Source organism: Ruegeria sp. AO1 (assembly GCF_056535985.1).
Map to the genome: position 1 here is coordinate 1,709,596 of NZ_JBQFJC010000001.1, position 18,020 is coordinate 1,727,615.

Below are 18,020 nucleotides of genomic sequence, written 5' to 3' on the forward strand. Positions count from 1 at the left end.
TATGCCGGTCTCATCAGATATCGTCGCCACATACCGGGGGCCGGGGCGCGTTGTGCGCCGGCTTCTGGATATGGGGCCGCGCGAAGACCGAGCGCTGATTTTCGTCATGGCCTTTTGCGTGGTGTCTTTCATCGCGCAGATGCCGAGCTTAGCCCGCCGCGCGCATCTTGAGCAGGTCGAGTTGAACATGCTTCTGGGCGGAGCGCTTTTGGGCTCGGTCTTCATCCTGCCGTTGTTCTTTTACACGCTGGCTTTGGTGTCGCATTGGGCCGCGCGTCTGGTGGGCGGGCAGGGAAGTGCCTATGGTTCCCGATTGGCATTGTTCTGGGCGCTCTTGTCTTCGGCGCCTTTGGTTTTGTTAAACGGACTGGTTGCCGGGTTCATAGGCCCTGGTCCGACTCAAACTTTGGTCGGATTGATTTGGGTTGCCGTTTTTGTCTGGTTCTGGTTATCCGGATTGCGACAAGCACAAAGGTCGGCTGAATGACTATACCCCCCCTGGGCCCGCTGGCGAGCCTGACGCTCAGAAAACCTGCCGAAGCGGCGCGACAGATTTTGGCCCTCAACCCGGGGCGAGAGGTTCTGTGGTTGGCATTCTTTCTGGCCGTTGTCCTCAATTGTATTGCGCAGATGGGCATAGATATGTCGATCGCCGCATCGGGTGGCCCGACTGCATCCCAGTCGATTCCGGTTGTGCTGATCCGGTCTGCCGGGACGATGCTGTTCAGCATTCTGGCTTTTCTCTATGTCGGGCGTTTTCTGGGCGGAACGGGGCGTTTTGAAGATCTGATGATCCTGACGATCTGGCTGCAGTTTCTGCAAATTGCAGCACTGGTCGCGACCCTCGCGCTGAGCTTGATCGCGGTAGCTTTTATGGCCCCTCTGATCCTGGCAACGGCCATCTACAGCCTCTACATAACGCTTCATTTTCTGAATGAGGCGCACAAGTTTGGATCTCTGGGCAAGTCCTTTGGTGTCATTTTGTTGACGGCGTTGCTGGCGGTACCTTTTGTCCTATTTCTCAACCCGTTGGGTCCTGTCTAGAAAGATCTCTCATGTATGATGTGCAGAAAATCCGGTCTGATTTCCCGATCCTGTCGCGGCAGGTGAACGGCAAACCCCTGACATATCTGGACAATGGCGCGTCGGCGCAGAAACCTCAGGTCGTGATTGATGCCGTAACGCGCGCCTATGCCGAGGAATACTCCAACGTGCATCGCGGGCTTCACTACCTCTCGAACCTCGCGACCGAGAAATATGAGTCCGTGCGCGGCACCGTTGCGCGTTTTCTAGGTGTTGCTGATGAGGATGAGATTGTCCTGAATTCAGGCACGACCGAGGGGATCAATCTGGTCGCCTATGGCTGGGCCATGCCACGGCTTGAAGCCGGGGATGAGATCGTCCTCAGCGTGATGGAGCACCACGCCAACATCGTGCCCTGGCATTTCCTGCGTGAGCGTCAGGGCGTCGTACTGAAGTGGGTCGATGTCGATGCGGATGGCGGGCTTGATCCGCAGGCCGTGATTGACGCGATCGGCCCCAAGACCAAACTGGTCGCGGCCACGCAATGTTCGAACGTTTTGGGCACCGTTGTCGACGTGAAGGCCATCACTGCGGGCGCGCATGCAAAAGGCGTGCCGGTTTTGGTTGATGGCAGCCAGGGTGCAGTTCACATGCCGGTCAACGTGCAGGATATAGGTTGCGATTTCTACGCCATCACCGGGCACAAGCTCTATGGGCCATCCGGTTCCGGCGCGATCTATATCAAATCCGAGCGTATGGCCGAAATGCGCCCCTTCATCGGCGGCGGCGACATGATCAAAGAGGTCAGCAAGGATCAGGTCATCTACAATGATCCACCGATGAAGTTTGAGGCTGGCACGCCGGGCATCGTTCAAACCATCGGTCTCGGTGTGGCTCTGGACTATATGATGGATCTGGGGATGGCGAATATCGCCAGTCACGAAGCGGGTCTGCGTGACTATGCGATGCAACGTCTGACTGGTCTGAACTGGCTACAGGTTCAGGGCACCCGGCCGGACAAGGCCGCGATCTTCAGCTTCACGCTGGATGGGGCAGGGCATGCACATGATGTATCGACGATTCTGGACAAGAAAGGCGTTGCGGTTCGCGCCGGTCACCATTGCGCCGGTCCTTTGATGGATCACCTTGGGGTGACGGCCACCTGTCGCGCCAGCTTTGGCCTCTATAACACCACGGATGAGGTCGACACCCTAATCGACGCGCTTGAACTGGCGCATGATCTCTTTGCCTAGATCTCGGCCGAGCCGGTCCGTTTTCCAGTTGCACCCGGCTCGGAACAAGGTTAGCTAACGGCCAAGGCACCTGTAGCTCAGCTGGATAGAGCGCTGCCCTCCGAAGGCAGAGGCCAGAGGTTCGAATCCTCTCAGGTGCGCCATTTCAATCACTTAAATTTAGCGAAACAGAAAATTATTCTCTTATTGCGCTCTATTGAGTTGCACATGGAAGTAGTTGCTTCAGTATTGGCCAATCGGAATAAATACTACTCCAGTGAAGCGGCTAACATGCGCGGCATACTATCGACATCAAATTCGGTCTGACCTGCAGAGAAAAAACTAGGGGAAAAACCCATTTGTCCTATTCGCGAAAACAGATAGTTCGTGTTTGCAACCATAGTGTTCAGACCGCACCAATAGACGTATTTTTCAAGAGTATTAAGATGGCGGAAAGCACATCAAGGATACGTAGTATCATCTATGACTGTCAGGTTACGATTGAACATGACAATCTTCTGAAGTCTCTCGTTGTTTTTGGGTAAGGGCCATCGACCATGACCATAGCTAAGCAAGATGCCGCTTCATCGGGGCAACTCAACGTTGTTGCGCCGGTTTGCTTGATAGTCACATTCATTTTTCAAATCGTATTCACATACGGTATATTGAAACCGTCGATTGGTTTCGACGACGCCAATATTACACAAGTGTACGCTCGTCACCTCGCTGAAGGTCATGGCTATGTTTACAATATAGGCGGAGAGCGCGTTGAAGGGTCGACTTCTATTTTGTGGACCGTCATGAACGCTGCAATGTTTCTGACTCCCTATCCAATCATGATGATAACTGTTACATCTGGTCTGCTTACAGTCGGTACAATGGCGTTCACAGGACTAATCACCCGGTCGATTGGTGGTTCTGTTGCAGCAGTAGCGACAAGCTATTTGCTTTTCAACCTTTTCCCAGGCTTCTTTTCTTGGAGTATTTGGTCGCTCATGGACATATCGCTCTGGGTTTTTGCCGTGACTGTTATTGTTTGGAGTCTAGTACGGCTCGATGATCCTAAAATCGAGTTGTTTGCGAAAGTGACGTTAGTAGTCAGCTCGTTTTGCTTGCCTTTGGTTAGACCAGAAGGAATTGCTCTAGTTCTTGGCTTACTTTTATTCTGCCTAGTTTTTCGCCGTATCAATCGCAAACCCCTATCAGTTGTTATTGGGTCAGGGCTAGCGGCTATTACTTCAGTTATAGCAGTGACGCTGTGGCGGTTATCATACTTTGGCTATCCAGTTCCAAATACGTTTTACGCTAAAACTTCTTCAAACCTATCTGGTCAAATACAACAGGGTTTCGAGTACATTAGTGGTTTTGTAGGCAATCCGACAACAGTGCTACTATTTGTTTTTTCTGCGATCGGTGTGATGATAATCCAGACTCGATCGAACCAGTATTCTGCTCGTTTCTTTAGTATTTTGGTGCTCTATCTCACGATAGGTGGTTTTATTGTCTACACTATCCTCGGTGGTGATCACTTTGGATCATATCGTTTTATGATCTACCTGTACCCCCTTTCCATACCTTTGGCATCTATCGCTATAGTCAATATCTTGAAGACAAACCCCAGTTCGTTTGGGAAGGTCGTGTTTTTGTTAACTATCGTGGGTTATACAGGTATCGCCCTCAAAGTATTCAGAGAAACCAATGGTTATTTGAGAAACGAGCTGCGAATTGCTGAGATTCATCTAGATATTGGCAACGAACTTGCGGAATTGCATAACCTACCATCGCTTGCGACAATTGCGGCTGGGGGGATCAAAATGGGATATCCTGGCATGGTTTATGACGTTCTTGGACTCAATTGGACAGAAATGGCGCATTCTGCAGAGACCAGTACAGACGTTCCCAAAAACCACGGCAGTTTTAGTTCGACGATTTTTTGGAAGGCGAACCCAGAAATTGCTTTTCCAAGACCAGGGCAATGTAACGATGAGAAAAATAGCGTTCTGGATAGTTTCCAGATGAATCTAACGCGACACATCTCTCAAACGGAAAGATTCGCCAATCGCTTCGTTGCGATGTGTAATGAAAAGGTTGTTCTCTATGCTTCGCGCGAAGTCGAGCCGTTGCTTCAGCAACAGGGTTATGAGTATTATTTTGACTAAACGGAATCCCCTTATTTCGACTAGTAAAGTTCAGAATAAGGATGCCTACCGGTACACTACTAGATTTGCTAGACGCGAGGAAGCCATGGCACATCTAGCGTGGAGGGTAGCTATATGTCGCCACCCCTTCAACCAGCCGCAACTTAGAGAAAACCTCTTCCGGCTTCGGTCGCTTGTTAACCATGTGGTTCCTCCGTTTTCGCAACCATAACGGCGGACTACTTCAATCGGAAAATCTGTCAAAACGCGGCTTGGCGTGAGAACTAGGAAAACATGTCTCAAACGTGCCTTCTAAACGCCGATCAACTAAAACAAAATTTGCTTTTCAATTGATTTTGAACGACGAATCGCGAGTCAAATTGGAAAGTCCATGAAACTTGACTATAAGAGCCAAAACATAAAATACCTAAAGCTCGGAGCCTGGCGAGTGCGAGAATAGAGAACAAAAAAAGTTGATCCTATTTTCATTCCAAACCACCTAAAATTAATATCATTTGTCGGGCAGTGTTGCATTGTATTGACCATCGAAGGTTTTCTTTGATGATTGTAAAACAGGTGTCGTCTAAATATTCTGCTTCGCGAAAATCGTTCAATACTCAGATATTCCACGACAGAAAAGTGAGGACTACTATCCAACTTATTTGACCTGATTGAATTGAGAGATGGTGGTTCAATATTTGGACAGCTAACACGAAGTGTGACACAGATATTTTAGCGCAGGCGTAAATATAAGAAAAAAATAGTGAATTTATTCTAGTATTGAGAAAGTGGTTCTCTCAAGTGGGTAAATTCGTATTTGATGAAGAGGGTGATACGCCAACTCGGCACGTTAGTCATTGCTCACGCACCTGACAGAACACCCCCTCGTCAGACGCAACTGAAATGGGGGTTAAAGCAATTGCACAAGAAAGGACGCCAGTTCAGCCGCGCCAACTGCGAACAACGCCGCAATCCATATGGACGAAGTTCGAACGGTAGTATTGTCCAACACCGCCTGCACGACAGGACATGGCCGCTTTGGCCATCTGGGAAACCGAGCGGGATGCGAGGCGCAGGTCAGCCGCTTGTCCCTGCATATGGAGCGAGTTCCGCGCCACCCGGCGCGATTTCGACCGCAACATCGCGTTGGTTTGCGGCGAGCGATACCCCGAAAGGAGCATATAGGGCTCATCGGCGTCCAGAAGGTTGTGAGACGCCGCCATGATGTCGATTGTGCGCAAATCCATCGCTTTCGACTGATCGGTGCGCCAGTCGCGCATGAAGTGGTTCACTTCTTTCACGGCGTCTTTGATATATTTGCCGTCGACCCAGTAAACCATATCAATCCGCTCACCCGTGCGACCGGAATACATGCGGATGCGGCGGATATCTCCACCACCACGAAGGAAACCTGCTGCGTTGGAATAGGTTGGTGCTGCCGCCACGGCCGTTGCCGCGAATGCGCCCAGAAGGGCACGACGGGTAATACCCGAAGTACTGCTCTTGGTCATTTTTGTTTCGTCCCGTACTGTTCCTGCCTGCACACGATGTTACGCGCGCTGTATTAATATTTTCCCAGCCCAGATGGCGAATGTATGGCACAGTTGGAATCGTCGGCCAAGAAGTCTTTGGAATGCACCTTTGTTAGGGGGAATTTTCGGCAGTTTTTTGCGCAGGTGATGCAAATGAGTCAATTTATTGAGCAACTGAGTGTTTTCGGCATCGGGTAGATGCAAACGCGCATCAGGGTGCAAGAGAAGAAAAAGGGTAAGGTATTTGTGAATAGACAAGCCCAATGGCTGAAAACCATATATAAAATAAAGCTTCGGCAGACATCGCATAAGTTATTGAAGAACCAAGGCCATCCCATGCTCTCAGTGTTACGGACCAGTACCAGTTTTGTTTTCACCGCCTGTTTTTTGGCGACGGCATCTATGGCGAACACGTCATCAGGCGAGGGTTCGAACACGGCATTTCGGATGGCGGTTGCTGAGAATACCTCGCCTTCTGATCAGATAGCTGAATTTTACCGCAGCAATAGCTTTGTCCCTTTGTGGGTCGGCGATACAGCAGAACACGCCAAACGCCGTACGGCGTTGATCAAAGCCCTATCCGAGATGGAGCGCCATGGATTGCCTGCAGCATTTGACGTGCAGGCCCTGGTTGATCAGATGGCTGAGGCGCGATCTGTTCGCGATTTGGGTACGGTCGAGGCTGAGCTGTCCCGTGTCTTCCTGACCTATGCAAATGACATCTATTCCGGCGCCTTGCGACCAGCCAGTATTGATGATGGCCTTGTGCGCGAGGTTGAACGCCGTGATGCAAACCAGCATCTTGAGGCACTCAACACCCAAGGTGCAGCATATTTTGAAACTCTGATCCCGCAGACCGCCCAATATCGCGCTTTGATGAAGCAAAAGATCGCGTTGGAGAACCTGATCCGCCAGGGCGGGTGGGGGCCGACCGTTCCAGTGGCTAAACTGGAATACGGCGATACCGGTCCGAATGTGATCAAACTGCGCAATCGGCTTGTTTCGATGGGTTACCTTAAACCCACTGCCAGTCCAGAGTTTGATGACGACCTGCTTGCGGCCGTTCAGGCGTTCCAAACAGCACACGGACTGGAATCAGACGGTGTGGCCGGACAAGGTACCATCACCGAGCTGAACCGACCGGCTTCGGACCGTTTAAAGGCCGTCTATGTCGCCTTGGAGCGGGAACGTTGGCTGCCGCGCGATCGGGGCGAGCGGCATATTTTGGTCAATCAGGCCGACTTCTCGGCAAAGATCGTGGATGACGGGCTGATCACGTTCGAGACCCGCGCCGTGATCGGCAAAAACGTACATGATCGCCGCAGCCCGGAATTCTCGGATGAGATGGAGCATATGGTGATCAATCCCAGCTGGTATGTGCCACGCTCGATCATCACCAAGGAATACCTGCCGAAACTGAAATCGAACCCGAACGCGGTGGGCCATATCCAGATCACGGACCGCAGTGGTCGTCAGGTCAATCGAGGGGCCGTCGATTTCACCCAGTTCACTGCACGCAACTTCCCGTTCGCGATGCGTCAGCCGCCGAGCAAAAGCAATGCGTTAGGGCTGGTGAAGTTCATGTTCCCTAACAAGTACAACATCTATCTACATGATACGCCTCAGAAATCTCTGTTTGCTCGTGAAGTGCGGGCGTTCTCGCACGGGTGCATCCGACTGGCGCAACCTTTCGAGTTCGCCTATGCGCTGCTGTCCAAACAGGAAGAGGACCCCAAGGCGTTCTTCCACCGTGTATTGAATACCGGCAAGGAAACGACAGTGAAGTTGGACAAGAAAGTGCCCGTCCACCTGATCTACCGCACCGCCTACATAGGACCGAAAGGTGAAGTTCAGTATCGCCGCGACGTCTATAACCGCGATGCCAAAATTTGGGACGCGCTGCAAAAGGCAGGGGTGGCCCTGCCGGACGTTCAGGGGTAAGCACTCAGGGTAAATCCTACCCAAGAGGACGCCCGCTATGCAGTTCACCATTCAACAGATCGCAGATAGCCTTGGGGCCGAATGTCAGGGTGAAACAGACCTGACAATTCTGCGCGCCGCTGAACCGGGTGATGCCGGACCAACCGATCTGGCGATGGCAATGTCCCCAAAATACGCCGAAACGCTTTCGGGCGGTGAGGCCCGCGCGGCAATGCTGTGGGAAGGCGCGGATTGGCAAGCAATGGGCCTGCGCGCTGCGATCTTTGTTACGCGCCCCCGAATGGCGATGGCTGGTATCACGACAATGCTGGACCGGGGGCAGGGTGTTGAGCCGGGAGTTCACCCCTCGGCTGTGATCGACCCGACGGCCGAAATTGCTGAGGGTGTTTCGATCGGTCCGCTAGCCGTTATCGGCGCGCGGGCGAAGATTGGCGCGGGGTCGGTGATCGGTCCGCATTGTACAATCGGAATTGACGTGGTGTTGGGTGAGCAATCCCATCTGCGCGAAATGGTCAGCATCGGTGCGCGTGCGCAAATCGGAGACCGCTTCATCGCCCAACCCGGCGCGCGTATCGGTTCCGACGGGTTCAGCTTTGTTACTCCTGAGATTTCAGGTGTTGAAAACGCGCGCAAGACGTTGGGCGATCAAGGCGATGCAAAAGCGCAAAGCTGGCTGCGTATCCATTCTCTGGGCGCGGTGGAAATCGGCGATGATGTCGAGGTAGGTTCCAACTGTACGATCGACAATGGTACGATCCGAAGCACGCGGATTGGCGATGGTTCGAAGCTCGATAACCTTGTGCATGTGGGGCACAACACGCGCATAGGGCGCGATTGTCTGCTGTGCGGTCAAAGTGGATTGTCCGGCTCAGTCGATGTGGGAAACAACGTGGTTCTTGGCGGTCAGACTGGCGTGGCCGACAATATCTTCGTCGGCGATGGCGTGATCGCGGGGGGCGCCACCAAGATCCTGTCCAACGTACCGGCCGGACGTGTGGTCATGGGCTATCCGAGCGTCAAGATGGAAACCCATACCGAGATCTACAAGGCTCAACGCCGCTTGCCGCGCATGGCTCGCGACGTCGAGGCATTGAAAAAGGCTGTTTTCAAACAGTCTCCGAGCGATTAAATCATCCTCAGATTGATAGCCAGGGGATCAACATGAGCATCAGCGACCGCGTCATCGCAATCATTGCAGAGCAGGCCGTTCTGGAGCCATCGGATGTCACACCCGACAGCACACTTGCAGATCTGGGCATCGACAGCTTGGGTTTGGTCGAAAGCATCTTTGCCATCGAGGAAGAGTTCGACATCTCGGTTCCCTTTAATGCGAATGAGCCCGAGGCCAACGATTTCGACATCTCGAACGTGGCCGCGATCATTGCGGGCATCGAACAGCTTGTGTCGGAAAAGGTCTGACCCGAAACAATGAAACGGGTTGTCATTACCGGGGCGGGCACCATCAACTCGCTGGGTCATTCGGTCCCCGACACGCTCGAGGCCATGCGCGAAGGGCGTTGCGGTATCTCGGATCTTGAATTCCGCGATGTTGACCGTTTGGCGATCAAGATCGGCGGTCAGGTGCGGGGGTTCGAAGCCGAAGGGCGCTTTAACCGCCAGCAGATGTCACTCTATGATCGGTTCACGCAGTTCACTCTGACAGCCGCGAAGGAAGCGATCGACCAGTCGGGCATTCAGTTCCACGGCGAGCTCGCGGCACGATCCGGCGTGGTTCTGGGCACGGCGGGCGGAGGTGTCTCGACCTGGGATGACAATTACCGCTCGGTCTATGAGGACGGTAAGAACCGGGTACATCCCTTTGTTGTGCCCAAGCTGATGAACAACGCAGCGGCCAGCCATGTCTCAATGGAGCATAACCTGAAAGGCCCCAGCTTTACGGTTTCGACGGCTTGTGCATCCTCGAACCATGCAATGGCGCAAGCGTTTCAGATGGTGCGCAGCGGTGCCGCGCCTGCCATGATAACCGGTGGATCGGAATCCATGCTGTGTTTCGGCGGTGTGAAGGCCTGGGAAGGTCTGCGTGTGATGTCCAAGGATGCCTGCCGCCCCTTCAGCGCCAACCGCAACGGGATGGTGCAGGGCGAGGGTGCCGGTGTCTTTGTGTTCGAGGAATACGAACATGCCCGCGCCCGCGGCGCTGATATCCTGTGTGAGGTTGTGGGATTCGCCATGTCTTCGGACGCCTCGGATATCGTGATGCCCAGCAAGCAGGGTGCCGCACGAGCGATGGCAGGCGCGTTGGCGGATGCCAAGCTGAACGCCAGCGATGTTTGCTACATCAACGCGCATGGCACTGGCACTGCGGCGAATGACAAAACGGAATGTGCCGCCGTGGCGGATGTGTTTGGTCCGCATGCGGATGATCTGATGATCTCATCAACCAAATCCATGCACGGCCATCTGATCGGAGGCACCGGAGCGGTGGAGCTTTTGGCCTGTATCATGGCGCTGCGGGACGGAGTCATCGCGCCCACCATAGGTTATGAAGAACCCGACCCGGAATGCGCGCTGGACGTTGTGCCAAATGTCGCGCGGGAGGCCAAGGTCGACGTAGCGCTCAGCAATGCGTTTGCGTTTGGTGGGTTGAATGCGGTCTTGGCGCTCAAAAGCATCTGAGCTGCAAAGAAAACCGCCGCTACAAAGCTGCGGCGGCGATCTCAATTCTTGAAAGTCTTAGTTGACGTTAACGCTCAACCCGTCAAAACCCGAGGTGAAGCCCGACAGGGACATGTCCATCGTCAAAACCTGATCGGGGAAGCGCGCTGGAACCAGCGAAAAGGTCGCTTTGCTGCCCGCTTTCATCGCATCAATGTCACCCTGGCTTAGGCCCAGCTGCGCGACACAGCCAACGGGCAGACAGTGGTGGTAGTTGTAGAGCTTGCGCGGTGCGCCGTCGATCGACAAGGCCAGTTGCGCCTGCAGCAGAGTCTCCAATGGTACGATCACATTGGCCCATGCAACAGCCGCTCCACCTTCGGGCAGCTTGCCGATGGACACTTCTGCAATCGGATCACCCTGAGCGCCGTTCAGAACCTGCACGATCGCACATGGATCTTCGCCTTCCGGTGCCTTGATGCAGGAGACATCCCAATCGCCGGATTCTTCTTTGACAAATTGCTCACCTACACGAGGACCGGATTGGCCCAAATCGAGGCCCGCGCCTGCATCGGCCCCTGTTCCTTCATTGGTCGCGCCTTCGGAGGTCGTTTCCTGCGCGCTAACCGCTCCGCACATCAGAACGGCTGCCAGAGTATTAAACGAGAGGAGTTTCTTGAACATGAATGCCTCGGTTTGCTGTTTGTTTTGCCTCATCTAGCATCCTTCGCTGCGGCTGTCAGTCGTTAACCGAATGACTGAAATTAATTTGACCGTTTTCTTGGGCCAAACCCCGCTCCAGAACCAATACAGGCAAAAGAAAAGAGGGCTGGTGGAGCAGCCCTCTTCCCAAAATTTTTCTCCCCGTCGGACTGGCCGACTTAGTTATGCGCAGACGTTACGAAAGGGGGGAGCAGGGGTCAACCGCTAACAGAAAAATTTAATGCACTAATCAGCACAGTTTTAATCGCCCACTTCCGTGAAAAAAGCCGTGCCCGAAGGCACGGCCAGTCGACAGGGAGGAAGTGTCCCCTTGGCAACCCGGGGCCACAAAGGGAACGAATAGACTATGGCAGCCAAAGGTTAAGTTTGTATGCTGGATGCGGATCAGTGAAAAAAGGCTGCAATTACATGGGTAAAGAGATTTTTCTCGGCGGTGCGGGAGAGGGATACGGAACGCCGCAAGGTTTGACGCTGAAATATGCGAACCGCCACGGGCTGATCGCAGGGGCCACGGGGACGGGCAAGACGGTCACTCTGCAAATCCTGGCCGAGGGTTTTTCGCAAGCGGGCGTGCCGGTTTTCCTGTCGGACGTCAAAGGCGACTTGTCTGGTCTGGCCCTGGCAGGCAGCGAAACCCATAAGTTGCATCAGGCGTTTACCGAGCGCGCCGAACGGATCGGCTTTACTGATTTTTCCTACGCCGCATGTCCAGTCACGTTCTGGGACCTGTTCGGTGAACAGGGGCATCCGGTTCGAACCACTGTCACTGAAATGGGCCCTCTGCTGCTGTCGCGCCTAATGGAGCTGAGTGAGGCGCAGGAGGGGATTCTCAACATCGCGTTCCGAGTCGCTGATGAAGAAGGGATGCCGCTGCTGGATCTCAAGGATCTGCAGGCGCTTCTGGTGTGGATCGGTGAGAACAGGGCGAAGCTGTCGCTGCGCTACGGCAATGTCTCAACGGCCTCCATCGGAGCCATTCAACGCCGCCTTTTGGTATTGGAAAACCAAGGCGGCACCAAGCTGTTCGGAGAACCCGCGCTGGATCTGGCCGATCTGATGCGAGTGGATGGAAACGGGCAGGGGATGGTGAACATACTGGCCTCGGACAAGCTGATGGGCGCCCCCCGGCTTTATGCCACGTTCCTGTTGTGGCTGCTGAGCGAACTGTTCGAGGAACTGCCCGAGGTCGGAGATCCGGAAAAGCCCAAGCTGGTCTTCTTTTTCGACGAAGCGCACCTTCTGTTTGATGATGCGCCCAAGATTCTCGTCGACAAGGTCGAGCAGGTCGCGCGCCTGATCCGTTCCAAAGGGGTTGGAGTTTACTTCATTTCGCAGAACCCCGCCGATATTCCCGAAGACATTTTGGGACAGTTGGGCAACCGGGTACAACACGCGCTGCGCGCCTTTACCGCGCGGGACCGAAAGAACCTTCGTATGGCGGCGGAAACCTACCGCGAGAATCCCGCCTTCGATACCGAGGCCGCGATCCGAGAGGTGGGCGTTGGTGAGGCCGTGACCTCGATGCTGCAGAAGAAAGGCGTGCCGGGGATTGTCGAGCGGACTTTGATTCGCCCACCGGGATCGCTGCTTGGGCCAATTTCGGAACCTGAGCGTCAGGGTATCCTGCAAGCCTCTCCGATGGCGGCGAAATATGACACGCCCGTCGATCGCAAATCGGCCTTTGAAATCCTGCAAGCCCGTGCGGAGGCTGCCGCCAAAGAGGCCGAGGCCGCGGAGGCGGATGAGATCATCGAACAACAAACCCCGATGGAGCGCGAATACAGCTCGGCACGTCGGTATTCAGGTAGCCGGGTTGGGCGTTCAACGTCTCGGGTAGTGCGTAAGAAAGACACTTTTGCAACGGCGATGAGTGAAGCCGTCATCAAAGAGCTGAAGGGAACAACCGGCCGTCGCATCGTGCGGGGTATTCTGGGCGGGTTGTTCCGAAATCGCTGATCGGAGGCGCCCAGCACAGGGCGCCAACCGGCTTACTTCAGGCGGCGTTGTCCTTCCTGACGGCAATATGCATCGGCCTGTTTCACGGACATCTTCGTGGCCGGGAAGTCAATCGCACGGTCCCAGGTAACTCGATCATGTCGGTAAAGCTGACAGGTCACGACGCCCTGCGGAGTGTTAACCTGAACAGGAGTGGTCTCAAGGTCTTCGGGCGACGGAATACAGGCCGTCAGCGCGGCCAGAACCGGCAGAATGACAACGGCTTTGGTGATCAGTGTTTTCTTGGTCAAGTCGGATACTCTCATCAATTGAGTGCGAATGATCGTAGAGATCGGTCGGGTTTCTTCTGAGCATAGGCCGGACCCCAAAAGTCCGAACAACCAGCCGTAGTTTCGTGTACTCAGAAACCTCTTTAAAAATCAAGAAGCCGCGCCGGTTGAGGGGCGCGGCTTCTGGATTGTGATCGTGATGCGTCTATTTCTCGGGGATCAGCCCTCGGGGGCTGAATCTGAGGACAATTAGCAAGACCAGTCCCATCGTAAACAACCGCATATGCGCTGCACTTTCGATCAGATGCGCCTTCAGCGCACTTCCGTCGGGCATACCTGATGTAATCAGGTTCATCAGCCACAGGCCCATCGGCTCGACCTGCACCCACAGGAACCAAATCAGGAACGCACCCAGCACGGCGCCGAAATTGTTGCCCGAGCCACCGACAATCACCATCACCCAGACAAGGAATGTAAATCGCAGGGGGTTGTAGGTGCCCGGTGTCAGCTGACCGTCCAGCGTCGTCATCATCGCGCCCGCGATACCGCAAATGGCAGAGCCAAGCACAAAGATCTGTAGGTGGCGGCGGGTGACATCTTTACCCATCGCCTCAGCCGCGACTTCATTGTCGCGAATGGCGCGCATCATCCGGCCCCATGGGCTTTTGAGCGCCATCTGCGCCATCCAAAGCAGCACCAGCAAAACAATCAGGAACAGCAGCGAATAGCCCAGCTTGACCGAAAGGGTCGAGGCGATCACCGGATCAAGCCCCAGCCAATCGGCCCGCGCAAGGAAGGAAGGGTCTTGCTGCAGTTCCACCTCATAGCCCACGACGGGCGAGGGGCGCGGGATGCCGTAGACGTTCTTGACGCCGCGGGCCAGCCAGTCCTCGTTCTTCATGACGGCAATGATAATCTCGGCAATACCAAGGGTCGCAATCGCCAGATAGTCCGAGCGTAAACCCAGAGCCGTCTTGCCGATCAGCCATGCGGCACCTGCGGCCAGTAGCCCTCCGGCAGGCCAGGCAAGCAAGACCGGCAGATTCAGACCACCGATATTGCCGGCAACGGCCGGATCAATCGCTTCAATCGCGGCGACGTTCGGATCAAAGATCGCACGGTAAACAAAGAAACCGACGATGAGGATTCCGACGATAGCCAGCGTCCGTGAGCGTCCTTTGGGCATCTTCTGCGCAACCATGACGGTTGCAACAACTGTCGCGGCCCCCAAAAGAAGCGCCAGAATGACGCCATAGCCGCCCTCGGACCATGCTCCGGGCGTTGGTGGGGTCGAGATCAGGACAACCGCCAGCCCGCCCAAAGCCACAAAGCCCATGACGCCGACGTTGAAGAGGCCCGCAAAGCCCCATTGCAGGTTCACACCGATCGACATGATGGCCGAAATCAACCCCATGTTCAGGATCAGGATCGCGGCGTTCCAGCTTTGGGTGAACCCGGTCAAAAGGATCAGCGCGCCAACTGTGACGAAAAGCAGGGTGTTCTTGGTAACCTCGCTCATACCGATTTTCCTTTGAACAGGCCCGTGGGCTTAAACAGAAGCACGATCAGCAGGATCGCAAAGCTGACGGCGAATTTGTAATCGGTAGAGAGGAACTGAACCAAACCCGACGGTTCCAGATTGTCCGGAGCGAGATAGGTCAGCACTTTCTTCCAGGCGTATGTGATGGTCACCTCGGAAAACGCGATGATGAACCCACCCGCGATGGCGCCCAGAGGGTTGCCCAAACCGCCAACGATGGCCGAGGCAAAGATCGGCAGAAGAAGCTGGAAATAGACGAAGGGCTTGAAGCTCTTGTCGAGGCCATAAAGCACGCCCGCCGTGGTCGCCAGTGCAGCCACGATAATCCAGGTGATCATCACTACACGCTCGGGGTTGATGCCGGACAGCAGCGCCAGATCCTCGTTATCCGAATAGGCGCGCATCGACTTGCCTGTGCGGGTTTTGTTCAAAAACCAGAACAGGGCGGCCACGGCGATCACCGCCACAACGACCGTGATGGCCTGAGAGGTTTTGATCGCGAGCCCTTCGTTCAGCCCGGTCCATTCCTTGAAGTCCCGCGCCTTGATCAGGAAACGTGCACCGTCCGAGAACCGCTGATCATCCGGCCCGATGATAAACCGGACGATACCGTTCATGATGAACATCACGCCCATGGACACGATCACCAGAATGACCGGTTTGGCCTTTTGTTCGCGGTAGAAGCGATAAACCAGCCGGTCGGTGATCAGCACTAGAACGATACAGCCCAAAATGGCGAAGGGCAGGGCAAGCAGAGCCGTCGGCAACGGTCCGAAACTGACCCCTGCGGCTTGCAGGCCCCACGTGACCAGTACCGCGATCATCGCGCCAAAGGCCATCGTATCGCCATGGGCAAAGTTCGAAAACCGCAGGATGCCGTAGATCAGCGTCACCCCCAAAGCGCCCAGCGCCAACTGGCTGCCATAGGCGATTGCGGGAACAAGAACGAAGTTGGAAAGCGCCACAAGGGCGTTGAGGAAGTCCATTAGTTGTTCACCTCACAGCTACCAAGGCCAGTCAGGCTTATACCTTTTCCCACAAAGGCGTGGGTCGTGTAAGCGACAATCCCATCAGCGAACAAGCTGAAGGTGTAAGAAGCTAAGCGATCAGAATCCCAGCCATGTGCTGTCATCAGGTCGTCAGTCACTTGCTGGGCTTTCAGTAAAGGCAATTCATCGCCTCCGAGATCAAGACGAAGCTCGTTGTCGGGCAAGAGTACAAACGTGAAATCAACGCCGTGACCCGTCTTGGTTGACTGGCAGGCATTGATATTGGCACACGTGTATTCCAGCTTACACTTCGTGACTATTTGTTCGGCGGACGCACCGGTAACGGCAGACAGAACTGCTGCGAGAAACAGAACTTTCATCCTCAGCCCCCCAAGAAACTCTTACGCACTTCGGGATCGGCCAGCAGTTCCTTGCCCGTGCCGGTATAGGCGTTCCGCCCCTGAACCAGCACGTATCCCTTGTCTGCGATCTCCAAGGCCTGACGGGCATTCTGTTCGACCATCAGGATCGGTAACCCGGTGCGTGAGACTTCGATGATCCGGTCAAACAGTTCATCCATCACGATAGGCGAGACACCGGCGGTCGGCTCATCCAGCATCAGTACCTTCGGCTGAGTCATCAGCGCGCGGCCCACGGCCACCTGCTGGCGCTGACCGCCCGACAGTTCGCCGGCCGCTTGATGGCGTTTATCGCGGAGGATGGGGAACAACTCATAGACCTGCTCCATCGTGTCCGAGAAATCATCCCGGCGGATAAAGGCACCCATCTCAAGGTTCTCTTCCACCGTCATCGAGGTGAAGATGTTCGAAGTCTGCGGCACAAAACCCATCCCACGCATCACCCGGTCCTGAGGCGTGAGAGAGGTGATATCCTCGCCGTCCAACCGAACTGCGCCCGAGCGCACATCCAGCATGCCGAACACGGCCTTCATCGCAGTAGACTTGCCAGCGCCGTTGGGCCCGACGATGACTGCAATCTCGCCCCGGTCGACGGCGATGGTGCAATCGTGCAGAATGTCGGGCCCTTTGCCGTAGCCACCTGTCATCGTGTCGCCGATCAGAAACGGCCCACCATCGACCTTGTGTGTTGCGCCGCTTTTGCGATGGGCCGGGGTCATGGTGCCGACGCCTTGCGTGTTCGTGATCGACGCGTCCTTGTTGCCTTTGTCGTCGTGATAAGGATTATCGCTCACGCTCCGGCCTCCAGCTTGTCTTTGTTCTTCAGGCCAGTGCCCAGGTAGGCCTCGATCACGTGTTCATTGGCTTTGATCTCGTCCAGGGTTCCCTCGGCCAGCACCTTGCCCTCGGCCATACAAATGACGGGGTCACAGATCTTGCCGATGAAATCCATGTCATGCTCGATGACGACGAAGGTATAGCCGCGTTCTTTGTTCAGACGCAGGATCGTGTCGCCAATGGTCATCAGCAGGGTGCGGTTCACACCCGCGCCGACCTCGTCCAGAAACACGATCTTGGCGTCGACCATCATGGTGCGACCAAGCTCCAGCAGCTTCTTCTGCCCGCCCGAAACCTGACCCGCTTTGTGATCGGCCAGATGTTCGATTGTCAGGAACTCCAGCACCTCATCAGCTTTGGCCCGCAGCGCGCGTTCCTCATCAGCAATCCGTTTGCGACCGAACCATGTGTTCCAAAGCGATTCCCCGGATTGCGCACCGGGCACCATCATCAGGTTCTCGCGGCAGGTCATGGACGAAAATTCATGCGCTATCTGGAAGGTGCGCAGCAAGCCCTTGTGAAACAGCTCATGTGGGGGCAGGCCGGTGATATCTTCACCATCCATCACCACCTTGCCGCTGGTTGGAGGCAAAACACCCGCGATCACGTTGAACAAAGTGGTTTTTCCGGCCCCGTTCGGTCCGATCAGACCGGTGATCGAGCCCTTTTGGATTTCCAGCGATGCCCCGTCCACCGCATGAAACCCGCCGAAATGCTTATGCACGTCTTCGACGACGATCATTTTTTCCCCTAGCCGCCGTTTTCCGGCGTTGTTGCCACGTCCCTGTACGAATGGTGCGGGCTT

The 18,020-nt window shown here is 55.0% G+C and carries 17 protein-coding genes and 1 tRNA gene; 10 read left to right on the forward strand and 8 right to left on the reverse strand.

Annotated features, from left to right (window positions below; all coding sequences use genetic code 11):
- The first annotated feature begins 1 nt into the window (after window position 1).
- The 5 genes from ACR3FB_RS08395 (at window position 2) to ACR3FB_RS08415 (ending at window position 4,414) form a co-directional block, all read left to right on the forward strand.
- Window positions 2–487: a YIP1 family protein gene (locus tag ACR3FB_RS08395; RefSeq protein WP_480564697.1), complete on the forward strand. Its 486-nt coding sequence runs from the start codon at window positions 2–4 to the stop codon at window positions 485–487.
- Entirely contained in the window at window positions 484–1,044 is a 561-nt protein-coding gene (locus ACR3FB_RS08400; protein ID WP_480564694.1) for a Yip1 family protein, read from the forward strand. Before ACR3FB_RS08395 ends, ACR3FB_RS08400 begins: the two co-directional genes overlap by 4 nt.
- Before the next feature lie 11 nt (window positions 1,045–1,055).
- Window positions 1,056–2,276 (forward strand): cysteine desulfurase, encoded by a 1,221-nt coding sequence (locus ACR3FB_RS08405; RefSeq protein ID WP_480564691.1) that lies wholly within the window; start codon window positions 1,056–1,058, stop codon window positions 2,274–2,276.
- A 66-nt stretch (window positions 2,277–2,342) separates the two neighbouring features.
- Window positions 2,343–2,419: transfer RNA gene (locus tag ACR3FB_RS08410), tRNA-Arg, on the forward strand.
- 393 nt (window positions 2,420–2,812) lie between these two features.
- On the forward strand, window positions 2,813–4,414 hold the full coding sequence (locus tag ACR3FB_RS08415; RefSeq protein ID WP_480564688.1) for a hypothetical protein: 1,602 nt from the start codon (window positions 2,813–2,815) through the stop codon (window positions 4,412–4,414).
- A gap of 920 nt (window positions 4,415–5,334) precedes the next feature.
- Here the strand turns inward: ACR3FB_RS08415 and mepK are convergent.
- Window positions 5,335–5,904 carry a peptidoglycan L,D-endopeptidase MepK gene (gene mepK, locus ACR3FB_RS08420; RefSeq protein WP_170373694.1) on the reverse strand — a complete coding sequence of 190 codons (570 nt, stop codon included), beginning with the start codon at window positions 5,902–5,904 and terminating at the stop codon, window positions 5,335–5,337.
- Window positions 5,905–6,327: 423 nt separating this feature from the next.
- On the opposite strand from mepK, the gene ACR3FB_RS08425 reads away from it, so the two are divergent.
- From ACR3FB_RS08425 to ACR3FB_RS08440, 4 genes are read left to right on the forward strand one after another with little or no spacing between them, the layout of a single operon-like run.
- The gene (locus tag ACR3FB_RS08425; RefSeq protein WP_480564685.1) at window positions 6,328–7,866 is read left to right on the forward strand and encodes a L,D-transpeptidase family protein; all 1,539 of its coding nucleotides are present in this window, start codon (window positions 6,328–6,330) and stop codon (window positions 7,864–7,866) included.
- Between the two features lie 37 nt (window positions 7,867–7,903).
- Entirely contained in the window at window positions 7,904–8,995 is a 1,092-nt protein-coding gene (gene lpxD / locus ACR3FB_RS08430) for a UDP-3-O-(3-hydroxymyristoyl)glucosamine N-acyltransferase (protein WP_480564682.1), read from the forward strand.
- Window positions 8,996–9,027: 32 nt separating this feature from the next.
- Window positions 9,028–9,285, forward strand: a complete 258-nt coding sequence (locus ACR3FB_RS08435; protein WP_170373697.1) for an acyl carrier protein — start codon at window positions 9,028–9,030, stop codon at window positions 9,283–9,285.
- Between the two features lie 9 nt (window positions 9,286–9,294).
- Entirely contained in the window at window positions 9,295–10,503 is a 1,209-nt protein-coding gene (locus tag ACR3FB_RS08440; RefSeq protein ID WP_480564679.1) for a beta-ketoacyl-[acyl-carrier-protein] synthase family protein, read from the forward strand.
- A gap of 57 nt (window positions 10,504–10,560) precedes the next feature.
- On the opposite strand, the gene ACR3FB_RS08445 is transcribed toward ACR3FB_RS08440, so the two are convergent.
- Window positions 10,561–11,166, reverse strand: coding sequence for an invasion associated locus B family protein (locus tag ACR3FB_RS08445; protein ID WP_425082778.1), 606 nt, complete (start codon window positions 11,164–11,166; stop codon window positions 10,561–10,563).
- Between the two features lie 447 nt (window positions 11,167–11,613).
- Between ACR3FB_RS08445 and ACR3FB_RS08450 the strand changes: the two genes are divergently transcribed.
- Entirely contained in the window at window positions 11,614–13,161 is a 1,548-nt protein-coding gene (locus ACR3FB_RS08450) for a helicase HerA-like domain-containing protein (RefSeq protein ID WP_480564677.1), read from the forward strand.
- Between the two features lie 32 nt (window positions 13,162–13,193).
- Here the strand turns inward: ACR3FB_RS08450 and ACR3FB_RS08455 are convergent, their stop codons facing one another.
- From ACR3FB_RS08455 to ACR3FB_RS08480, 6 genes are all read right to left on the reverse strand, one after another.
- Window positions 13,194–13,451 carry a hypothetical protein gene (locus ACR3FB_RS08455; RefSeq protein ID WP_480564674.1) on the reverse strand — a complete coding sequence of 86 codons (258 nt, stop codon included), beginning with the start codon at window positions 13,449–13,451 and terminating at the stop codon, window positions 13,194–13,196.
- A gap of 184 nt (window positions 13,452–13,635) precedes the next feature.
- Window positions 13,636–14,949, reverse strand: a complete 1,314-nt coding sequence (locus ACR3FB_RS08460) for a branched-chain amino acid ABC transporter permease (RefSeq protein WP_480564671.1) — start codon at window positions 14,947–14,949, stop codon at window positions 13,636–13,638.
- Complete coding sequence (locus tag ACR3FB_RS08465) at window positions 14,946–15,956, reverse strand: branched-chain amino acid ABC transporter permease (RefSeq protein WP_480564668.1); 1,011 nt, start codon at window positions 15,954–15,956, stop codon at window positions 14,946–14,948. Before ACR3FB_RS08465 ends, ACR3FB_RS08460 begins: the two co-directional genes overlap by 4 nt.
- The gene (locus ACR3FB_RS08470) at window positions 15,956–16,339 is read right to left on the reverse strand and encodes a hypothetical protein (protein WP_425082782.1); all 384 of its coding nucleotides are present in this window, start codon (window positions 16,337–16,339) and stop codon (window positions 15,956–15,958) included. The genes ACR3FB_RS08465 and ACR3FB_RS08470 overlap by 1 nt, the downstream gene beginning before the upstream one ends.
- Before the next feature lie 2 nt (window positions 16,340–16,341).
- A complete protein-coding gene (locus ACR3FB_RS08475) occupies window positions 16,342–17,172 on the reverse strand; it encodes an ABC transporter ATP-binding protein (protein ID WP_170665136.1) in 831 nt (276 codons plus the stop codon).
- Window positions 17,169–17,957, reverse strand: a complete 789-nt coding sequence (locus ACR3FB_RS08480; RefSeq protein ID WP_170458187.1) for an ABC transporter ATP-binding protein — start codon at window positions 17,955–17,957, stop codon at window positions 17,169–17,171. Before ACR3FB_RS08480 ends, ACR3FB_RS08475 begins: the two co-directional genes overlap by 4 nt.
- Window positions 17,958–18,020: the final 63 nt, after the last annotated feature.

What these genes read in the sequence shown, in the direction of transcription:
- ACR3FB_RS08395 (WP_480564697.1), top strand. Translation starts at nt 2, where the DNA reads ATGCCGGTCTCATCAGATATCGTCGCCACATACCGGGGGCCGGGGCGC.
- ACR3FB_RS08400 (WP_480564694.1), top strand. Translation starts at nt 484, where the DNA reads ATGACTATACCCCCCCTGGGCCCGCTGGCGAGCCTGACGCTCAGAAAA.
- ACR3FB_RS08405 (WP_480564691.1), top strand. Translation starts at nt 1,056, where the DNA reads ATGTATGATGTGCAGAAAATCCGGTCTGATTTCCCGATCCTGTCGCGG.
- ACR3FB_RS08415 (WP_480564688.1), top strand. Translation starts at nt 2,813, where the DNA reads ATGACCATAGCTAAGCAAGATGCCGCTTCATCGGGGCAACTCAACGTT.
- mepK (WP_170373694.1), bottom strand. Translation starts at nt 5,904, where the DNA reads ATGACCAAGAGCAGTACTTCGGGTATTACCCGTCGTGCCCTTCTGGGC.
- ACR3FB_RS08425 (WP_480564685.1), top strand. Translation starts at nt 6,328, where the DNA reads ATGGCGAACACGTCATCAGGCGAGGGTTCGAACACGGCATTTCGGATG.
- lpxD (WP_480564682.1), top strand. Translation starts at nt 7,904, where the DNA reads ATGCAGTTCACCATTCAACAGATCGCAGATAGCCTTGGGGCCGAATGT.
- ACR3FB_RS08435 (WP_170373697.1), top strand. Translation starts at nt 9,028, where the DNA reads ATGAGCATCAGCGACCGCGTCATCGCAATCATTGCAGAGCAGGCCGTT.
- ACR3FB_RS08440 (WP_480564679.1), top strand. Translation starts at nt 9,295, where the DNA reads ATGAAACGGGTTGTCATTACCGGGGCGGGCACCATCAACTCGCTGGGT.
- ACR3FB_RS08445 (WP_425082778.1), bottom strand. Translation starts at nt 11,166, where the DNA reads ATGTTCAAGAAACTCCTCTCGTTTAATACTCTGGCAGCCGTTCTGATG.
- ACR3FB_RS08450 (WP_480564677.1), top strand. Translation starts at nt 11,614, where the DNA reads ATGGGTAAAGAGATTTTTCTCGGCGGTGCGGGAGAGGGATACGGAACG.
- ACR3FB_RS08460 (WP_480564671.1), bottom strand. Translation starts at nt 14,949, where the DNA reads ATGAGCGAGGTTACCAAGAACACCCTGCTTTTCGTCACAGTTGGCGCG.
- ACR3FB_RS08465 (WP_480564668.1), bottom strand. Translation starts at nt 15,956, where the DNA reads ATGGACTTCCTCAACGCCCTTGTGGCGCTTTCCAACTTCGTTCTTGTT.
- ACR3FB_RS08470 (WP_425082782.1), bottom strand. Translation starts at nt 16,339, where the DNA reads ATGAAAGTTCTGTTTCTCGCAGCAGTTCTGTCTGCCGTTACCGGTGCG.
- ACR3FB_RS08480 (WP_170458187.1), bottom strand. Translation starts at nt 17,957, where the DNA reads ATGATCGTCGTCGAAGACGTGCATAAGCATTTCGGCGGGTTTCATGCG.